Below are 18,942 nucleotides of genomic sequence, written 5' to 3' on the forward strand. Positions count from 1 at the left end.
GGAAACCACGAAGGGGGCACAAGCGGCGTGAACGATGTTACCGGTGAGTCAGTTTCGCCCGAACCGCGTCGACGCAAGGTGCGTAGGCGCCTGTCGGACGAGGAGATCGCAGCTCAGCGCAGGAAGCGCCGGCGCGTGCAGATCGGCTGCGGCGTAGGCGCGCTCGTTGCCGTCGGATTCATCGGTTGGCTGGGTTACGAAGGCTTGCAGGCGAAGTCGAATCTGGAGAAGGCGCAGGACTTCGCGACGCAGGCGAAAGACGCTCTGCTCGCAGGCGATACCGACAAGGCCCGCGTCGCCGCGGGCGATGCCGATCGTTACGCCCAGGACGCCTGGAGTTCGGTCGACTCGGTGCCGTGGCGTATTGCCGGCGCCGTTCCATTCTTGGGAAGCCCGTTCGATTCCACCCGCCAGATGACCACCATTGTGAGCGGTCTCACAGAGCAGGTTCTCCTCCCCGCGGTCGACGCAGGTAGTGCCGTGTCTCCCGATCAGTTGATTTTGGACGGCGCCCGAATCAATCTCGCCGCTCTTCGCGACGCCGCGCCCGTCCTCGAGACGACCTCTGCGGCGATCAGCGACCTCGACGAGCAGGCCCAGAATGTCGACAGCACGTGGTTGGGACTGATCGACGACGCGCGAGTCGACCTGCAGGATCAGGTGTCCGAGCTGTCCGGACTACTGAACAACACTTCGCTCGCAGCGCAGATCGCGCCGGCCATGCTGGGCGCAGACGGTCCGCGCAGTTATTTCGTCGGTTTCCAGACGAACGCAGAGGCACGTGGCACAGGTGGTTTGCTCGGTGGATTCGGCGTCGTACACGCGACTGACGGGCGAGTAACTGTCGACGAATTGTCCAGCCGCGATTTCGCGGGTAAGTACCAACCAGTCGACCTCGGCCCCGAGTTCGCCCAAGCCTACGGCCACAGCGCACCGACCACACGGGCAGTCAATAGCAACGTCAGTCCTCACTTTCCCTATGCCGGCAAGATCTGGCAATCACTCTGGGAACAGGAATCCGGTCAGCGGGTCGACGGTGCGATAGCGACTGATCCGGTCGCGTTGAGTTATGTACTCGAAGTTGTGGGGCCGGTGACGATGCCCGACGGCGAGGTCATCAGTGCGAATAATGTCGTCGAACTGACAGAGTCGACCGCCTATACGCGATTCGCCGACAACAACAACGCACGTAAGGAGTACCTCCAGGCGGTTGCCCGTCAAGTCGTGCTCAAGATGACTGGTGCCGTTTCCAAGCCACGCCAACTCCTGGAAGCACTCGGACGTGCTGCAAGCGAGGGACGCCTCGCTCTTTGGAGTTCCCATGAGGACGAACAGGAAGTGCTCAGCACCACCAAGCTTGGTCATGTCGTTCCCGACGACAGTGCTCCGTACGCGGGGGTCGTAGTGAACAACCTCGGAGGAAACAAACTGGACTACTACCTGCAGAGGGAAATTAGCTACTCCGCAGGATCCTGCGAGGGCGAGACCAGAGACTCCACCGTTACCGTCCGATTGACCAATGCGTTGCCGTCGGGAGACTACACCGACTACGTGGCGGGGATGTTCGACAATCCCAAAGGGGAACCCTTCGGCACGAACCTCTCCGACGTCGGACTGATCGCTACACAGGGCGCCAAATTGAAGAAGGTCACCGTAAACGGTGTGTCTGCGTTCAGTTTCACCGGCAAAGAACGTGGTCATCCCATGTTCAACGTGCAGGTTCCAATCCCTCAAGGACAAACTGTCGAGATCGTGTACGAAATGACGGAGCCGACTGTTGCAGGTGCGCCTCGAGTTCCGGTGCAACCTCTGATCGACAACCCGGCAGTGAGTGTGGATGTCCCTGAGTGCCGCGCGGAGTAGGCCGTAAAGCAACTTCGGGCGTTCCGGTTCCAACCTTATGAATGGACCCGGAACGCCCGACAGCGATCAGCTTCCTACGTCCTGATCGTATCCACGTTCTCTCGGTACCACTCAATCGTGGACGCGATTCCTGAACGCAGGTCGATCTTGGGTTCCCATCCTGCCGCACGTAGCTTGGAGACGTCGAGTAGTTTCCGGGGAGTGCCATCCGGCTTGCTCGTATCCCACTCGATTCGACCGGAGAAGCCGACCTCTTCAGCAACGATCTGCGAGATCTCCTTGATGGTGTGGTCCTCACCGGTGCCTACATTCACCTGGTCCGGACCGTCATAGTGTTCCATCAGGTGCAAGCATGCAGATGCCATGTCGTCGACGTGCAGGAACTCTCGCCTGGGAGATCCCGAGCCCCAGTTCGTCACCGATTCGAGCCCATCGCGTCTCGCCTCGTCGAAGCGCCTGATCAGCGCGGGAAGTACGTGCGACCCTTGGGGCGAGAAGTTGTCTCCAGGGCCATACAAGTTAGTCGGCATAGCCGATATCCACGGTAGGCCGTACTGTCGGCGTACGGCTTGCACGTGCAATATCCCTGCGATCTTGGCAATCGCGTACGCGTCATTGGTGGGCTCCAGATGACCGGTAAGAAGGTATTCCTCCTTGATCGGCTGAGGCGCCAACTTGGGGTAGATGCATGACGATCCGAGGAAAAGCAGCCGATGCGTACCGTGCTCGCGTGCCGCATCCAGCACGTTCACCTGGATCCGCATGTTCTCCGACAAGAAGTCGACCGGGTACGTGCTGTTGGCGAGAATCCCTCCGACCTTCGCGGCGGCCAGCACAACGTTAACCGGGCGATGCTCAGCGAAGAAACTGAAAACTGCGTCTCGGTCGCGCAGGTCCAGTTCCGAAGACGACCGGCCGATAAGGTTGCCGAAACCCTCCGTTTCCAATCGTCGCCAGATTGCCCCGCCGACAAGCCCCCTATGTCCCGCCACGTAAAACGGAGCGGCCCGATCCAACGGCTGGGGGACAAAGACGTCCGCCATCAGAGAATCTCCCAATCCGGGTGCGCCGGCTTGTCGATCCACGGCCGGCCTTCATGCTCGAGTGCCTGAATGTCTGCGTCCACCATTATGCGAGCAAGTTCGGGGGTATGAACTCTGGCCTTCCATCCGAGCTTTTCCTGTGCCTTCGCCGCATCGCCGATAAGGGCGTCGACTTCGGTCGGACGCAAATAACGCTCGTCGAACTTGACGTGATCCTCCCAGTTCAATCCTGCATGTTCGAAGGCGACCTCTAAGAAGTCGCGTACCGAGTACGCCTCACCAGTCGCAAGGACGAAATCGTCCGGCTCATCAGCTTGCAGCATGCGCCACATGCCCTCTACGTACTCGGGAGCGTAGCCCCAGTCACGAACCGCATCCAGATTTCCCATGTAGAGGTTCTTCTCGACACCGGCCTTGATCCGAGCCACAGCACGCGTAATCTTCCGAGTCACAAACGTCTCGCCGCGACGAGGAGATTCATGGTTGAAAAGAATCCCGTTCACAGCGAACATCCCGTACGCTTCACGGTAATTCTTCGTGACCCAGTAAGAGTAGACCTTAGCCGCGCCGTACGGTGACCGCGGATAAAACGGCGTTTCTTCATTCTGAGGAGGAGGAGTAGCACCAAACATCTCAGAACTCGACGCCTGATAGTACTTGCACTGGAGCCCAGCCAGTCGGACCGCTTCGAGTAGCCGAATCGACCCGATACCAGTCGTATTACCGGTGTGCTCCGGTTCGTCGAAGCTCACCCGAACATGCGACTGGGCTCCAAGGTTGTACACTTCCTCGGGACGAATTTCTGACAACAAGGTCACCAAGCGTGCGCCGTCGCTAAGATCGCCGTAGTGAAGGAACAGACGAGCTTCAGGATCGTGTGGATCCACGTACAAATGATCAATACGCGACGTATTGAAGGTCGAAGATCGGCGTATTAGGCCGTGAACTTCGTAGCCCTTGGAGAGTAACAATTCTGCCAAATAGGAACCATCTTGTCCGGTAATACCGGTGATCAGAGCACGCTTCATGAGATCTCCTTAACACGATTGTCCGCCAGCACGGGTTAGAAATGGCGATTTATGGACCGATCTGTTGGATAAATTGTCGTCGGGCTTTTCCTACGCTCGGGACGATCCTCGGGCTGCAAGCACAGTCTCACAGGAGGCAACATCCGAAGTCACTAACGCTGTCGCACCTATCGTCGAATGATGCCCGATGGTTACTCCACGCAAGACAGTTGCGCGAGCGGCAATCCAAACTTGGTCCTCGATTCGAATCGGGCCATTATCGAATTCGAACGTCGAGGACTTGCGATCATGACTTCCTGCGCACAGAAACACGCCTTGCGAGACGCACACGTTGGATCCGATGCTCACAGGTTCAAGGTTTAAAATCCAAACCTGTTCGCCAATCCAAGTGTTGTTTCCGATCGATAGCTTCCATGGCCAATGGATTTTGACCCCGTGCCGAATAAGAACCCCCTCTCCCACGCTTGCACCGAATAAACGCAGAATTAGAACACGAATCTTGCTCGGGCACCACCACCGTGTAAAGACCGCACCGGAAACGCAGAGCCAAGCTATCTGAACAAGAACACTTCTCCCCTTCGCATACCCAGCACCCGAGAACTTTGACAAGTCCCGATCCACGCATTTGTGGGTACCGATATCAGTCACTCTCATCCTCATTTCAACCCGTTACCGCGTTGACATACTTGACTTAGACTCCTTTGAAGCAAGCACCTCACCGACCCACTTTTCATATGCTGCGAGGCACGCACTGGCGGAGAGCACTTCGTCCCGATACCGTTTGCCACGGGTCGCTAGATTTGCTGCCTTCACCTTGTCGGCACCAAGAGCTATCGCGGCTTCGATCAGGTCGTGCGGCTTGCCTGGCGCCACAACAACCCCTCCACCAGAATTATGAATTTCCTCCGCGGTCGTGCTCTCTTGTTCAGTAGCAGCAACAACTGGGCGGTCGGACGAAAAATAAGTTGTGAGTTTACTCGGTACAGCCATCTCAGTAACGCCAGGCTTCTCGTTAACCAGCAAAATATCCGCAGCAGCCAGCGCCACAGGGAAGAGTTCGTCAGATACCGGATCGATGAAATGCAAGTTGGGGATCTCAAGACCGCTCTCTTCCAACCGCGGTCGCTGATTCCCGTCGCCAAGCAGGACAAAGTGTAGATTTAGGCCACGTTCCGCAGCGATTCTTGCCGCCTCAACCACATTTTCAAGTCCCTGCTTAGCACCCATATTGCCTGCATGTAAAACCAATGTTCCCTTCCAGTCCCAACCCAGCTTATTTCGAGCCGAGACCGGATCAATACTCATCGCCTCACCCACGTGAGCCCAGTTTCTGAGAACATGTACCTTTTGCGGGTCGACCCGCAAAACATCAGTAACATAATCTTTGAAACGGCTGTGGATTACAGACACCGAGTCAGATGTACGGAGTATTCGCGCCTCTAACGCAGAAAGGATCTTCGCTGCCGCACCCGGCGCATTAGTCGTCTCAATCATTCCGCGGGTATAAATATCTTGAACCCAAACGCCAACCCTTAGGTCTTTGCGGGCAATTTTTGCACGAAGTAGGACAAGGCCAGTTGTTACTAACGACGGAGAGATGCAAATCACGGCGTCCGGATTACCCCAATCTGAACGAATCGCACGTAGCCCAAAAGATACTTCCATTCTCAGTCGTCCCAGTAAGGAGGGAGGAGACGGGACGTAGTGTTTCACGCGCGTCAACCCGACACCGCCAATTTCTTGACGCTTTGGCAGGGCTTGATGCTCGGGCGAGACCGACCAAGACGGGTAGTGGGGATACCCGGTAACAACCTTAACCTCATAATTGTGATCTTGCATATGCTCGCAGAACTTGGTCGTATATGGCGCGATACCCGTCATCTCTGGAGCATAATTCAAGCCAATAATAGTTAATTTTTTCCTAGCGCTCAACGCACTTCTCCATTTCGAGATGAGGCACTCCCGCGCCCAGATTTTTCTGGAACTTCTGCTTTAAATGACGCTGTGCAGAATAAAAGAACAGCGACCAGGACCGCGAGTCGTGACATCGACTGAAGCAATGAGCCGCGCAGGATTAGGACAACATACACAGAAAGCGGTACCAATATAAACGTCCAACCGCTGATGGTTCCTAGCACTGCCCGTTGCACAGCGTCGACACGCGAAAGTCTCCCACACAGGTATCCAAAAAGTCCGAAAATCCCAACGACTGCGACGAGACCGAACGCTATGTAACTCTCAGCCCATAGTGGTGCAGAGAGATTCTCGTGATGATAGTTCACGAACTGGGCAAGACTTGACCCCGTATCAATCGGCTTGTCCGGCCACACCATACGCGGAACCCAAAAAAAGAAAGCCCCAACAAAGTTGTCCCCAAAAGAATAACCGTAAACATCCGCGTATTTAATTGAATTTCCGATTTGCACCATCGAGTCATAGTCGGACTTTTCCAGGATCATCTGTATAACACCGCGATTTTCTCGCGAGCCGTCTGAGTACCTGAAGGCGTCCAGATAGGGAAACAACACAATACTTCCCAATACAAACCCGCCAATAATTGCGCGAACCCCAGCTGCCGACCGCGACCAAGGGAAAACAAACAGGACGCTGAGGCAGACCACCAGAAACCAAAATCGCGAGGATGAAATAGGATTGTTGAGCGCAATGTTGCAGCACACTACAACGAAATAAAGCGCAACAAAATCCACCTTCCTTCGCAATTCGCGACGATATACAAGTATCATCGTCATCGCGTAGAGAGCAACAAAAGGAAGAACCGAGGCGACGGCGGTCACGATCGCGCCGGATGCCTTTGAGCTTGCTGAGTACAATCCTGAGTCCAGTAGGACTTCAGTGCGCGCCTGCCGACTCGTGAAGAGCACGTCAAACCCACCCAGAGCCTGGACAAAAACGGGCGTTGATGCGACTGCGATCAATGCCAGGATTACCACACGACGCGTGTCTAGCAGTCGAAACGTCTTCGTGGAATCCTTCCCTCTAGCCGGCTTCTCTCGAAAACGGACATGATATACCACGTCGAAAGCGACTAACCCAACTAAAACGACGACCGACTGCAATGCGTAGGTCGAATTGTCTAGCGGCACCCCCAGTGGATTCTGCCGCGCGAGGTACTGAACCATTGGGGTCAGGCCGAGCCATGTATACGCGTACCCGAACACGACGATCAAGAACCAAGCTGGCTTTCCTGATGCGGCACAACTAGCCAGACGCAGGGCGGTGTACACAATGACGCTGAGCTGTACGAGGAGAACGCCCCAATCCATAGCTGGTCCGCTGGGGACCGACGTAGCCAGACCTAGAGGCAGCACCACCCCAAGAACGCCGAAAAACAACGCTCCCGTAAGAAAATACCCGTGGCTCGCAGCGCCCTTACTCCTGCGGTGGGTGCGACCAAGCTCGGTTGTCGCCACCACTCACCCCATCGTCCGTTGATTTGCCTTCTGCCATGCGTACTGCCGCGCAATACCGTCCGCAATTGCAACCTGAGGTTCCCACCCAAGCTGCTCACGTGCGTTGGTGCTGTCCCCACCTGTGCGTCGGACGTCGCCAGCCTGCTGTGCTACACGCTCAACTTTCAGTGGCTCACCGTGGACACGCTCTAGAATCTCCAGGACTTCATTGACCGTTGCGTGTGACCCGCCCGAAAGGTTATATATGGCGCCATTACCTCCGGTTTGACCGGCTCGGATATTCGCCTCGACAATGTCCGAAACATAGGTGAAATCGCGAATTTGTTCGCCGTCACCATAGACAGTAATCGTGTCACTATGTATGGCCGCATTGATAAATCGCGTGAACGCCATATCTGGGCGTTGTTTCGGGCCGTACACAGTGAAGTATCGCAGAGAGACGCTGTTAAGGCCGAAGTTTTCGGCGTACAGTGTCACCAGGTGCTCTGCCGCAAGTTTAGTAACCCCGTAGGGCGAGAACGGCTTGGGTACTGCGGTCTCTGTGCAGGGCCATGAATCCGCGTTCCCGTACACGCTAGAACTCGAAGCGTATACAAATTTTGTTCCCGGTTTGTCCTCTATGCATTCGAGCAACTTTTGAGTTGCAAGTACGTTGCGCTCGACGTAGTCGTCGAATCCATCGCTCCAGGAACCTCGCACACCAGGCTGCCCTGCCTGATGGTAGATTACGGAACAATCGTTGACCGCTTGATGTAATTCAGTCGACATCGCGAGAATATCTTCATTTAGATACTCGAATCTGGAGAATTCTTGCAGTGCAGCGAGATTCTTTTGCTTGTTCTCAACCGGGTAGTAATCAGTCAAACTATCGACACCGACGACTGATAAACCACTTCTCAGCAGCGTCTCGGCAAGTGTCGAGCCAATGAAACCTGCAACACCCGTGATCAAGTGCTTCGTCATCCTGCGACTCCTCCGTAGATATTCGCGAGTTCAGTTGCGACACCAGACATGGTGAACTTGTCTTCAGCTAATTTCAAACCAGCTCTCCTCAAATGCTCTCTTTCGCGGGGATTCTTCATCATCTCGATAATTCCGCGAGTGAGACCATCGACACCCGGTTCAACCACAATGCCGGCCTTGTAATCCTCGATATAGGGGGCGAGACCGCAACTCTTAGTTAAAATTACAGGCACGCCGGACGCCAGACTCTCCAGGACGATGTTGGGAAAGGGTTCATTCACAGACGGAAGGACCATCGTGTGATATTCGCGCAGCGTCGACCTCACCTCAGAGTACTTCAGAGCTCCCTTGTAACTTACGTGTGAGACAAGGGATCGATTATTTATCTCTTCGGTGACTTCTGCTAGCGCACCTTCATCTGGCCCGTAGATATCGAGATAAACGTTGCCGCCCTGTTCGTTCACCTTCTCCACCGCCTTGACCAAGTCAATTAGCCGTTTACGAGGGTGAATCCTGGAGATAAAGGCCAACCGAAACTCATTCGAAGATGGCAAGGAAAGACTGTCTGCCAACTCGCCGATATTCTCGACACCATTCACAACATGGACGAGTCCCCACTCGCGACCAACAGATTCGAGGTCCCGCCGCTCGTAGTCGGTGAGGTACAGGAGTTGGGACGCCCCGCGCAAGGCGGGGGTGGTCAAGACAAGATCGTACAGCTTGTACACCAGTCGATTTCGGGGAGCAAGCATGCCGTGCGTTTGCCAGACGTACTTGATCTTCAGCGTACGCATCAAGAGCATGGACAGGAGGATCCATAAATCACGACCCGCATGAACGTGGACAACGTCGACAGACTTGCGGTTACGCGCGATCCATCGAAGCGGTGCGAGGCTGAGGGCGGTTGCGAATCGATGACCTGGAAGCCTCTTGAATTTATAAAGAGTTGCCGGAACTCCGAGGACCTCATCGGGAGTGTCACCCGCGCCTCTCCAGAGACCGAGTATTTGACATTCGTGCCCCTTCTCCGTTAGAGCCTGACTTTGGCGAGCGGTACCCCTTACAGGGCCGCCGAATGCTGAGTCGTCACTCACAAGGGGAACTATGTGGAGCACTTTCATAATCAGCCCTTCACGTCAGATATGGATAATTTATTGCTGGCTTGATCAAATCCTTTGAACGTCCGCATTAGTAGCACAACCGCGACCGTGCAAGAGGAAAGGACAAGTTCACACGCTAATGCTACTTCGGGATTGGATCCACCGATAGCAAGTAGAACGAGTAGTATGAACCCTCCAGTACCTCCAACGTAAACCCAAGAACTCGCATTGAGTACATGCGCTACGGAGGCTTGAGTTGATACTACGATTCCGAGAATTAAAATGATGGCCCACACTGTGAGCATTTGAGTTTTCGACTGTAGCAATGTCACGGAAGTCCCTGCCAAAGCCGCTAATACGATTACAGAAATCGCAAATATGCGTACGCGTGCGCTGGTGCAGAGCATCGCGACGCGACCACGTCGGCTGTATATCTCATTTACTACAAGGAATCCAAGAAGCGCCTGCACAGTAGCGTAGACGATCAAAAAATAGTGCCAACCGGTGAATTCATTCGCCGATGCCATTCCGCGTACAATATTGACATCGTTACGATATATTACGCCAGTAATGCATCCGAGCACCAACGGATAAATCGACGAAGATCGAGTTCCGACCGAACTGTTTGATAAAATGAAAATTATCCATGCAACAGGAATCGAATATGCCAGATAATCTGGCATTAAGAAGGAACATGTCAGGACGACCCCCAGCCACACCAGGTTACGTTTTAGGATGAATCCTTGATATCCGACGGGGTTCCCAGCATCTAAGAAGGAGGTTGCGGAGCCGCCTATATAAGCACCGACCGCAAGTCCTGCAATGCCGATCATCGCCATCCCGGAAAGGGAGACCGAAATATGCGCAAATTCGACCGAGAATAGCGCGCCAAGAAATAATATGGGTGTGGTGAGCAACGCGATGGAAGGTCCACTGAGACGAACAGTGCTGCGCGTTTGCACGGCCGCAGCCTGGCCGGCCTGGAGACTTACCAGTGCAATCGAAAGAGCGAGAACATGCTTGGCAGGAACACCCAGTAGCGGCGGCACAGCAAGGATCGCCATAGCAGCCAACATGTTGCTTCCCGCGACTGCGGCAGCCTTAACTCGGGCGTTGGAAAGAAAGCGAGTTACCATCACTCACCTACGCCCGAAGTTTCGGGAAATCGACGTTAATCACGCTGTTCGCTGGAACTCGAGCACCTGTGTGCACAACGATGTCTCCGACGATGACCGCGCCAGCAAACAGACGAACATCATCTTTGACGGTGGGATACTTACCTGAGCCATCTCGACCAAGCGTCACGTTTTGAAAAATGGATACGTTTGCTCCGATACGAGATCCGCTACCGATGACGATCCCAATCGGATGCGGAATGTAGATCGGTCCGACGATTTCAGCTCCTGAGGAAACATCGCACGCGTACCTCCGCAGAAGAAGCTTTCTCCAGAAGAGATGCCTGACCCCCGTAGTCTCGGCACATCGTCGGAATATGAACGCAGCCTGAAGAGAAGGAGAAATGAGCCACCTTACAGGCCAGAAGCTGCTGAGAGTCCTCCCGCTTTCCCTCATCAGAAGTGCACTATCGTCACGTGCAATTTTCCACAGGCGTCTCATATCGGCTTCCTCAATCAGCGCAAATGCATTGCGTAGTACCGCGGGATGGTTACCGGCCAAGTCCGCGGTAATTCCAGCCCGCAGATCGCCACAACTCGGGATCGAGGCAATTTCTGCCGTCAATAATATTCTTTCCTCTTACAATTTTTTCGATCTGTGCAGGTTTGAGTTCTCGGAACTCCTTCCACTCCGTGAGAACTAGAACAGCGTCCGCACCTTGGCACGCCTCGCTCGCACTTGTTGAATAACCCAAGGTGGGGAAAATCTTCCGCGAGTTATCCATTGCTTTCGGGTCATATACGTTAACGGAGGCACCGTGCAATTGGATCTGCCCGGCGATATTGAGCGCTGGAGAGTCCCGTACGTCGTCAGAGTTCGGCTTGAAGGCGGCGCCCAGGACTGCGATCCTCGTTCCTAGTAATGAACCCCCAACGACATTGCGCGCAAGTTCGACCATTCTTGTTCGTCGCCGCATGTTGATGTTGTCGACTTCTCGCAGAAACGTGAGTGCTTCATCTGCTCCGATCTCTCCAGCGCGCGCCATGAATGCCCGGATATCCTTCGGCAAGCAACCGCCGCCAAAGCCGACACCGGCGTTCAGGAAACGCCGGCCGATGCGCGCATCGTGACCGATTGCGTCGGCCAGGGTGGTGACGTCCGCACCAGCAGCTTCACACACTTCAGCCATCGCATTGATGAATGAGATCTTGGTTGCGAGAAACGCATTTGCGGCGGTCTTGACCAGTTCCGCCGTGGCAAGATCGGTCACGATAAACGGAATGTTCTCGTCGAGGAGATCGGCGTACACCTCTCGGGCGACCTGCTCCGCGCGCCCGGGGCTCGCTTTATCTATTCCAAGGACGACTCGATCAGGATGGAGAGTGTCTTTTACGGCATAGCCTTCTCGCAAGAATTCTGGGTTCCAAGCAACCTCGACTTGGTCGCCAGCTGGTGCCAGTTCCCTCGCGCGCTCTCCCAGGATTTGGGCTGTTCCGACGGGAACTGTGGACTTTCCAAAAATAACGGAAGGTTTGTTCAACAACGGAGCGAGTGACTCGATAACGGAGTGTACGTATGTGAGGTCAGCGGCAAACTCGCCCTTCTTTTGTGGCGTGCCCACGCCAATGAAATGCACGTCCGCAAATTGCGCTGCCTCTTCATACGATGCAGTGAAGCGCAAACGTCCGTTATGGACGTTCTTTTTCAAGACTTCCTCAAGTCCCGGCTCGTAGAAGGGGACTTCACCGGCTTCCAGCTTCGCGAGTTTTGCTGCATCGACATCGACACCCAGGACTTCATGACCAAGTTCTGCCATACAGGCGGCGTGGGTCGCGCCGAGGTAACCCGTCCCAAAGACTGCGATTCGGGTGTTCATTTTTTCTATCTCCGACTCTTCTATCGAGGACTGCTTGTCTCCGGAATTTGACATGCTCGGTGTTCTATTCGCGTTGATATGGAAGTACGGTCATTGGCCATACGGTAATAAGTATGCAGTGCTGTTCAGTAGGCTCCGTCGCTGGCGAGCACGGCTTTGACGGTCTTGCCGATGATCAGCACATCGCTCACCATCGACCAGTTCTCCACATACGACAGATCCAGCCGTACCGACTCGTCCCAGGACAGATCCGAGCGGCCCGAGACCTGCCACAGCCCGGTCACCCCTGGGCGCACCAGCAACCGGCGCTTGACCCGACCGTCATAGGCCTCCACCTCACGCCGCAACGGCGGACGCGGACCCACCACACTCATCTCCCCGCGAATGACATTGAGGAACTGCGGCAACTCGTCGATGCTGAACCGCCGCATCACCTTCCCGATAGGGGTGACCCGCGGGTCGTCCTTCATCTTGAACAACGGGCCGGCACCCTCGTTCTGCGCCAACAACGTCTCGACCATCGTGTCGGCGTTGGTGACCATCGACCGGAACTTGATCATCCCGAACGGCGTGCCATCGATGCCGATGCGCTCGGCCTTGTAGAAGACCGGACCCCGATCCTCGAGCTTGATCAACAGGGCGACGACCGCGAACACCGGCGCCAACGCCACCAGCGCCGCGCCGGCGAACACCAGATCGAAGATCCGCTTCCCCGACCGCTTCGCGCCGTGATAGCTCGGCTTTTCCACGTGGATGAGCGGCAACCCGGCCACCGGGCGCATCTCGATCCGCGGACCGGCCACATCGACCACACCGGTGGCGACCACCAGGTCGGTGTCGAGCGGCTCGAGCTGCCAGACCAGATCGTGCAAACCGTCGCTGCCCAAGGTTTCGGTGGCGGTGACCACCACCGTGTCCGCCCCGGACAGTTTGAGTGCCTCGACGACGGAATGCTCATCGCCGTAGATGGTGATCTCCCGGCCGTCGACATCGATGACGTCCCCGGCCACACCCGAATAGCGGGGCACACAGACCCCGACGACGCGGTAACCCTCCCCGTCCTTACGGGAGAAGGTGCTCGCCATGTGCCGCACCGCCCGCGCACCACCGACCACCAGCACCGACGTCTGGAACTCACCCCGAGCACGCTTACGCGCGATCACCTTCCGCCACAACCACCGCGACAGCAACAGACCGGCAAGCCCCACCGGCAGAGCAATCGCCAGATATCCACGCGCGAGTTCGAGACGGAACACGAGTGCAATGATCGCAATGAACCCGAACAGCCGAGCAGTACTCGAAACGACGCGTTGATACTCGCTATAACCTGCGCCGATGACACGCCGGGACCGGGTACGGAGCAAGGCGAGAGTGATCAACCAAAGACTGATAAGACCTGCCGAGATCAGCGTGTAGCTGAGTTCGGAGACCGGCTCCGTTGTCAGTAGATCGCTCTGTCCGAAACGGATGCTGTGTGCCATGACTACGGCGAGCACAACGACAATCGCGTCGGACCAGATCACCCCTCTGACGTAGGATTTCTGCCAGTTTCGGCGATTCGCTGGCTGTGACGATTGGTGATGTCTGCAAACAGAATCGGCGTCATTCCCCACGAGTGCATCAGGTACGCCCTGACTCGCCTCCCCGACGGCAGTCATAGCCCAACCACCCTCATTGTTGTCTCCTCCCCGAGACACGCACTGCTCCACGAATAAGCAACGCCGGCCACGGTCCGCGTACCCTCCCCGGTCGCGTGACCTGCCCGTGGCGTGCCCAGTCGGGCGCAGTTCCTCTAGTTGTACGCGTGTCGCTCCTATGCGAAAACGCTCTTTGAGACTGTAACGTTACTTACCAGATATGGCAGCTTGAACAGGGGTCCAGATCGAGCTCTTCTCCCGCCACACGCAGTGCTGCATCCTACGAGCGTGCAGCGCTTCGATGTAGCTCCGTGTGCAATCAGGCCAGTTATCTTGCACTTTCAGTGCTTTCCCCGATTCGCAAGCCCGGTGATCGGCCCCTAGACTGCGCTTACGGATCGCCACGTCTGGGTGGGATCTACGGTCGGAATCTAAGGGTGAGATGCATCTCACTATTATTCAACGTTTTGACTGGACGTACGCGGATATTCCCGCGCGGTCATGCGCTCGGCAGGGGAGGCGAGGGTAGAACATGAAAGAAGAAGCGGGAGTGAAAAAAACGTTCCGAACGGCCGTGGTGCCTGCAGCAGGGATGGGCACACGATTCCTGCCAGCCACGAAGACAGTGCCGAAGGAACTACTACCAGTGGTCGACACGCCGGGCATCGAGCTCGTCGCAACGGAAGCTGCCCACTCGGGAGCTCAACGACTTCTTATCGTGACTTCGCCCGGAAAAGACGGAGTCGTCGCGCATTTCGTCGACGACTTCGATCTCGAGGAGCACCTCGCCGCGAAGGGCAAACTCAAGTTGCTTGAGAAAGTACGACGGGCGCCCAATCTTCTTACGGTTGAATCGGTTGTCCAGGAAAAGCCACTCGGCCTGGGTCATGCTGTCGGGTGCACCGAAACAGCGCTGAGCCCTGATGAAGATGCGATCGCAGTCCTCCTTCCCGATGACCTTGTGCAACCGAGCGGCATCCTCGAAACGATGGCTCGCGTCCGCGCCAAGCGCGGCGGAAGCGTGCTGTGCGCCATCGACGTTCCCAAGAGCCAAGTGAGCTCGTACGGCGTATTCGAGGTCGAGGAAGTACCCAATGTCGCGAATCCGGATGTTCTGCGAGTTCGCGGCATGGTGGAGAAGCCGGCGCTTGCCGACGCCCCGTCCACACTTGCTGCCGCTGGCCGGTACTTGCTGGACCGCGAGATTTTTGATGCCCTACGTCGGATCAAGCCGGGCGCAGGGGGGGAACTCCAACTGACCGACGCGATTGCGCTGCTGATCGAAGGAGGTCACCCGGTCCACGTCGTCGTACATCGAGGCACCCGCCATGACCTCGGTAACCCGGGCGGTTACCTCCGCGCAGCAGTCGATGCGGCACTCGACAGCGAGGAGTACGGCGATGGCCTCCGGAAGTGGCTTCACGAGCGGCTAGATCTGGATACCTCAGGCGCCAACTGAGCAAGATGCGGTCAAGTCCCAACGATGGGACTTAGGTCCCTACCTCGATGTGCCGCATGGCACCGGTTCTGGTTAAACTCTCAAGTGTGTTGCCTCCCCGCAACACGCCTCTTCCCCTCTCGGGAATTGGCGACAACTGAGACCCGCTGGCTCCTCCCCCTCTGCCAGCGGGTCTCGCTACGTTTGGCGTTGGCGCAGCTACTTCTGCGATCCGCCCAGTACGTTCTCCGGAACGTAGACAGACTGATACGTCGGTGTCGAATCACGAGCTTGATTCACGGCCACGCCTCCGGCAAACAACGCAACCGCTGCTATCAACGCCACGATCGCGGTGATAAGCCACCAGTTTGGGCCATTCCTCTCCTTGAACACGACCCGCTTCGAAGCTGGACGACCGGCCGAGGATCGCAGCCGGTCCGCACCATCGACCCCCGGCCCGACAGACGCACGGGCGTGGCGACGTAACGTACCGTCATCGACGCGCTGGAACTGGATCGTATCGGCCGTGTGGTCGACCAATGGATGCTCACTCATGGAACCCCAATCGGAGATGCACTGACACTGCATCTTCGCCGCGTCCGATTCTTCCGTTACGTCATTTTCTTGAATCACTCACATCTTTCATCCGAACGAGGGACAATCTGCGCCTTCCTGAGACGCGTCGTCCATACCGGAGACCGTTGACGCCCCCTCGGTCCCGATGCCAAGATGATCAACCACACCCGAACGGGTGTGCGAACAATTCAAAACAGATGGCCCGCCGCGACTGGCATCGCGACGGGCCGGATGTCCGACTAATGAGGAGTCGAACATGCGTCAGCATACTCATGTGCAGGTGACATCGTGAGCATCGAAGCGATCACCTGGGCGCTCGAACGCGCCGAAATTCCGTCCCCTACTCCTCCCGGCATGCCCTCGGCGTCGGCCCTGACAGTGGTACTCCTCGGTCTCGCCAATCACGCGTCCCGACATGGCGCGGATGCGTATCCATCCGTGCGGAAGCTCGCGGGGTACGCCCGCATCAGCGAGCGTCAGGTACAGCGTTGTCTGAAGGCGCTCGCCGCTCTCGGCCTCATCTCAAAAGGCGATCAAGAGCGAATTGCAGCGACAATCCCTCGCGAAGACCGTCGCCCAGTTCTCTACAACCTGTCGATGAAGCGGGGTGGCACGTCGTCACCCCGCAGCTCTGAACGAGGTGACAAGACGAAGCGCCACGGGGTGACAAGAACGACCGAGCGGGGTGACACCCCGGTCACCCGAACCGTCCTTGAACCAACAAATGAACCTGCTGCACTCCCCCACCCGACAAATCGCACCTTCGATGCAACACGCGAGCAGCAGCCATCTCCCATCGACCGATTGGCCACGGCGTGCCGCCGGGCTGGCCTATCTGCACGGTTCGACACCCTGACGCCGGCGAAGTGCACCCTCGTCGAGCAATCGATTGACACTCACGGCGTAGATGCTCTCGTCCGTGCCGCGCTCGAACGTCATCGACCGTGGGACCCAGCTCGCTCCGCAGCAGCATGGATCCCGATCTGGCAGTCGCTGCAACCACCCCGCCCGAAACTCCCGCCACGATGCGGTCGGTGCGACGAATATGGCTGGTTACCCGACGACGAACTCGGACGTGCAGTGCGATGCCCATGCCGCCAAGTGACGTCGCACAGGATTGCCACTCCGCCCCGGGAGACGATGCTCTTGGCAGCATGAGCAGACTTGCCGCTGTCGGTAGTGCGCTGACGCCGTAGTTGCCCTCATAGCAACACATTCCGATCCGTGAAAGGTAATACGAGCGATACGACGACGTCGCGAATCAGACATCGCCGATTCCTTCTCTCGGTACCATGAGCCCGTAGTTCGCGGAAACGAGCGGCGGTATGCCGCGGAGGATGTGAGGCAACTGGCACCCGAAGAAATCGAACATTGTCCGATTGCAGTGTGCGTAGTCGGGACCGGCGCGATCGGGCAGACGGTGATCGACGCTCTGCGCGACGACGTGGTGCCGGATGTGAGCCTCGCGGCCGTGTTGAACTCACGAAGCAGCCCTGAGGAAGCCGCTACTGCGTTCGACGCTGCTGACATCGTGGTCGAAGCTGCCACGGTCGATGCAGCCCGGACAGTGCTACCCGAAGTGGTGAAGCGCGGTAAAAACACCATCGTCTGTTCGTGTGGAGTCTTCGCCGACCGCAACTTCGAGGTGGAATCGTTCGGCTCCGGACCAAGCCGTGTACTGCTCCCGACGGGTGCGATCGGCGGCTTCGATGTTCTGGCCGCAGCGACACGAGCAGGAACAGTTGGCGCCCGCCTGACCCACACGACGATCAAGCGACCCAGTGCTCTCGGCATCAAAGAAAGTCTGGATGTGGAACGGGAGGTCTTCCGCGGATCGGCCAGGGAAGCAGCGCTGACTTTCCCTCGAACCTCGAATTCGTCGGTGGCCCTCGCGCTCGCGACGCTCGGGCTCGATCGGGTCGAGGTGGTGGTCATTGCCGACCCCGCCGCTGCGAGCACACGCCACGTCGTCGAGTGGGAGTCACCGCTGGGCCGGTACGAGTTGACGTTCGAGAACGCGATCGACCCGGCGTCGAGTGGACGCACGTCTTCGATCACTGCGTGGTCGGTGATCGGGGTTCTCGCTGCGCTACCGCTCGGGATCGGTCCCGGCGCGGTCGTGCTTGGGCCTTCCCGTAGGTCGTAGCCGACGCCGGCCCCGACGTTTCGAGGAGAATTAGTCGCTTTCGCGTGTTTGGACCAGAATTTCGGGACGAAAGTCCCAAGCGTCCGAGCGGAATCGTAACCACTTCTGTCACATTCGTGTTTCCTGATAGTTGCCCGGGTAGCGGAGGGTGAACGAGTCCTGTACACAGTGTGAAACACCACATTTCGCAGGTGAAGGTGTAACTCCCTACCGGGAGTGGCAATTCGGTTTCACCTGACCTACTCGCACCCTGGAGCAGCCTGTGACGACATCATCGCTTTCGGACCGACCGGCACGGGTACTTTTCCTCGGCACTCCCTCAAACGCTGTCGCACTCGACCGGTGGACGGAGTTGCAGGAGCGCCTCGACCTCGCAGGCATCGAGACCACCACCGCTTTCGAAGGCGAAGTGGACTACGCGGTCCTCACCGAGGACATCCTCGACGGCTACTGCACCGCCGCCGAAGCTCTCATTCTTCAGAAGCTCCGCACTCGAGGGATCACGTGCGCAAGCACATGCGCCGGCCCCGAGCAGATCCTCGCCGCGCTGGCGGAAACCTCGGCCGACGTTGCTTCTGTCGTGCCGATCTCGGCAGCCCGGGGAAGCACTTACCGGCACGCTGTATCCAGCGCAGTCTGAAACTCCAGAACGAGTCGTGGGGGGGGGGGGGGGGGGGGGGGGGGGGGGGGGGGGGGGGGGGGGGGGGGGGGGGGGGGGGGGGGGG

At 57.2% G+C, this 18,942-nt stretch carries 16 protein-coding genes; 5 read left to right on the top strand and 11 right to left on the bottom strand.

Features of this window, described 5'->3' with window-relative positions; all coding sequences use genetic code 11:
• The first annotated feature begins 27 nt into the window (after positions 1-27).
• Positions 28-1,863: a DUF4012 domain-containing protein gene (locus A5767_RS13365; protein ID WP_442978758.1), complete on the top strand. Its 1,836-nt coding sequence runs from the start codon at positions 28-30 to the stop codon at positions 1,861-1,863.
• Positions 1,864-1,937: 74 nt separating this feature from the next.
• Here the strand turns inward: A5767_RS13365 and A5767_RS13370 are convergent, their stop codons facing one another.
• From A5767_RS13370 to A5767_RS13390, 10 genes are all read right to left on the bottom strand, one after another.
• Positions 1,938-2,906 carry a GDP-L-fucose synthase family protein gene (locus A5767_RS13370; protein WP_064852482.1) on the bottom strand — a complete coding sequence of 323 codons (969 nt, stop codon included), beginning with the start codon at positions 2,904-2,906 and terminating at the stop codon, positions 1,938-1,940.
• The gene (gene gmd / locus A5767_RS13375; RefSeq protein ID WP_064852483.1) at positions 2,906-3,934 is read right to left on the bottom strand and encodes a GDP-mannose 4,6-dehydratase; all 1,029 of its coding nucleotides are present in this window, start codon (positions 3,932-3,934) and stop codon (positions 2,906-2,908) included. The genes A5767_RS13370 and gmd overlap by 1 nt, the downstream gene beginning before the upstream one ends.
• A 90-nt stretch (positions 3,935-4,024) precedes the next feature.
• Positions 4,025-4,594, bottom strand: a complete 570-nt coding sequence (locus A5767_RS22640) for a DapH/DapD/GlmU-related protein (protein WP_082937691.1) — start codon at positions 4,592-4,594, stop codon at positions 4,025-4,027.
• A 9-nt stretch (positions 4,595-4,603) separates the two neighbouring features.
• Positions 4,604-5,866: a glycosyltransferase gene (locus A5767_RS22645; RefSeq protein WP_156665154.1), complete on the bottom strand. Its 1,263-nt coding sequence runs from the start codon at positions 5,864-5,866 to the stop codon at positions 4,604-4,606.
• The gene (locus A5767_RS23135; RefSeq protein WP_197483245.1) at positions 5,863-7,365 is read right to left on the bottom strand and encodes an O-antigen polymerase; all 1,503 of its coding nucleotides are present in this window, start codon (positions 7,363-7,365) and stop codon (positions 5,863-5,865) included. The genes A5767_RS22645 and A5767_RS23135 overlap by 4 nt, the downstream gene beginning before the upstream one ends.
• Before the next feature lie 3 nt (positions 7,366-7,368).
• On the bottom strand, positions 7,369-8,328 hold the full coding sequence (locus A5767_RS22650; RefSeq protein ID WP_082937693.1) for an NAD-dependent epimerase/dehydratase family protein: 960 nt from the start codon (positions 8,326-8,328) through the stop codon (positions 7,369-7,371).
• A complete protein-coding gene (locus A5767_RS13380; protein ID WP_082937694.1) occupies positions 8,325-9,449 on the bottom strand; it encodes a glycosyltransferase in 1,125 nt (374 codons plus the stop codon). Before A5767_RS13380 ends, A5767_RS22650 begins: the two co-directional genes overlap by 4 nt.
• Positions 9,450-9,451: 2 nt before the next feature.
• Positions 9,452-10,504 carry a hypothetical protein gene (locus A5767_RS23140; protein ID WP_156665156.1) on the bottom strand — a complete coding sequence of 351 codons (1,053 nt, stop codon included), beginning with the start codon at positions 10,502-10,504 and terminating at the stop codon, positions 9,452-9,454.
• A 590-nt stretch (positions 10,505-11,094) separates the two neighbouring features.
• On the bottom strand, positions 11,095-12,420 hold the full coding sequence (locus A5767_RS22655; protein WP_082937695.1) for a UDP-glucose dehydrogenase family protein: 1,326 nt from the start codon (positions 12,418-12,420) through the stop codon (positions 11,095-11,097).
• Between the two features lie 125 nt (positions 12,421-12,545).
• The gene (locus tag A5767_RS13390; RefSeq protein ID WP_442978759.1) at positions 12,546-14,078 is read right to left on the bottom strand and encodes a sugar transferase; all 1,533 of its coding nucleotides are present in this window, start codon (positions 14,076-14,078) and stop codon (positions 12,546-12,548) included.
• 511 nt (positions 14,079-14,589) lie between these two features.
• Here A5767_RS13390 and A5767_RS13395 point away from each other — a divergent pair.
• Entirely contained in the window at positions 14,590-15,516 is a 927-nt protein-coding gene (locus A5767_RS13395; RefSeq protein WP_064852487.1) for a UTP--glucose-1-phosphate uridylyltransferase, read from the top strand.
• A 198-nt stretch (positions 15,517-15,714) separates the two neighbouring features.
• Here A5767_RS13395 and A5767_RS23145 read toward each other — a convergent pair whose 3' ends face one another.
• The gene (locus A5767_RS23145) at positions 15,715-16,128 is read right to left on the bottom strand and encodes a hypothetical protein (RefSeq protein ID WP_156665158.1); all 414 of its coding nucleotides are present in this window, start codon (positions 16,126-16,128) and stop codon (positions 15,715-15,717) included.
• 297 nt (positions 16,129-16,425) lie between these two features.
• On the opposite strand from A5767_RS23145, the gene A5767_RS24165 reads away from it, so the two are divergent.
• From A5767_RS24165 to A5767_RS13410, 3 genes are all read left to right on the top strand, one after another.
• Positions 16,426-17,229 carry a helix-turn-helix domain-containing protein gene (locus A5767_RS24165; protein WP_442978761.1) on the top strand — a complete coding sequence of 268 codons (804 nt, stop codon included), beginning with the start codon at positions 16,426-16,428 and terminating at the stop codon, positions 17,227-17,229.
• A gap of 181 nt (positions 17,230-17,410) precedes the next feature.
• Complete coding sequence (locus A5767_RS13405) at positions 17,411-18,217, top strand: aspartate dehydrogenase domain-containing protein (protein WP_231913187.1); 807 nt, start codon at positions 17,411-17,413, stop codon at positions 18,215-18,217.
• 352 nt (positions 18,218-18,569) lie between these two features.
• A complete protein-coding gene (locus A5767_RS13410) occupies positions 18,570-18,857 on the top strand; it encodes a hypothetical protein (protein ID WP_064852489.1) in 288 nt (95 codons plus the stop codon).
• Positions 18,858-18,942: the final 85 nt, after the last annotated feature.

The sequence above is a fragment of the Rhodococcus sp. 852002-51564_SCH6189132-a genome, assembly GCF_001665495.1.
In the GTDB taxonomy this organism is placed as follows: domain Bacteria; phylum Actinomycetota; class Actinomycetes; order Mycobacteriales; family Mycobacteriaceae; genus Rhodococcus; species Rhodococcus pyridinivorans.

What these genes read in the sequence shown, in the direction of transcription:
- A5767_RS13370 (WP_064852482.1), bottom strand. Translation starts at nt 2,906, where the DNA reads ATGGCGGACGTCTTTGTCCCCCAGCCGTTGGATCGGGCCGCTCCGTTT.
- A5767_RS13380 (WP_082937694.1), bottom strand. Translation starts at nt 9,449, where the DNA reads ATGAAAGTGCTCCACATAGTTCCCCTTGTGAGTGACGACTCAGCATTC.
- A5767_RS22650 (WP_082937693.1), bottom strand. Translation starts at nt 8,328, where the DNA reads ATGACGAAGCACTTGATCACGGGTGTTGCAGGTTTCATTGGCTCGACA.
- A5767_RS13390 (WP_442978759.1), bottom strand. Translation starts at nt 14,078, where the DNA reads ATGACTGCCGTCGGGGAGGCGAGTCAGGGCGTACCTGATGCACTCGTG.
- A5767_RS22655 (WP_082937695.1), bottom strand. Translation starts at nt 12,420, where the DNA reads ATGAACACCCGAATCGCAGTCTTTGGGACGGGTTACCTCGGCGCGACC.
- A5767_RS23140 (WP_156665156.1), bottom strand. Translation starts at nt 10,504, where the DNA reads ATGTTGGCTGCTATGGCGATCCTTGCTGTGCCGCCGCTACTGGGTGTT.
- A5767_RS22640 (WP_082937691.1), bottom strand. Translation starts at nt 4,594, where the DNA reads ATGAGGATGAGAGTGACTGATATCGGTACCCACAAATGCGTGGATCGG.
- gmd (WP_064852483.1), bottom strand. Translation starts at nt 3,934, where the DNA reads ATGAAGCGTGCTCTGATCACCGGTATTACCGGACAAGATGGTTCCTAT.
- A5767_RS13395 (WP_064852487.1), top strand. Translation starts at nt 14,590, where the DNA reads ATGAAAGAAGAAGCGGGAGTGAAAAAAACGTTCCGAACGGCCGTGGTG.
- A5767_RS24165 (WP_442978761.1), top strand. Translation starts at nt 16,426, where the DNA reads ATGCCCTCGGCGTCGGCCCTGACAGTGGTACTCCTCGGTCTCGCCAAT.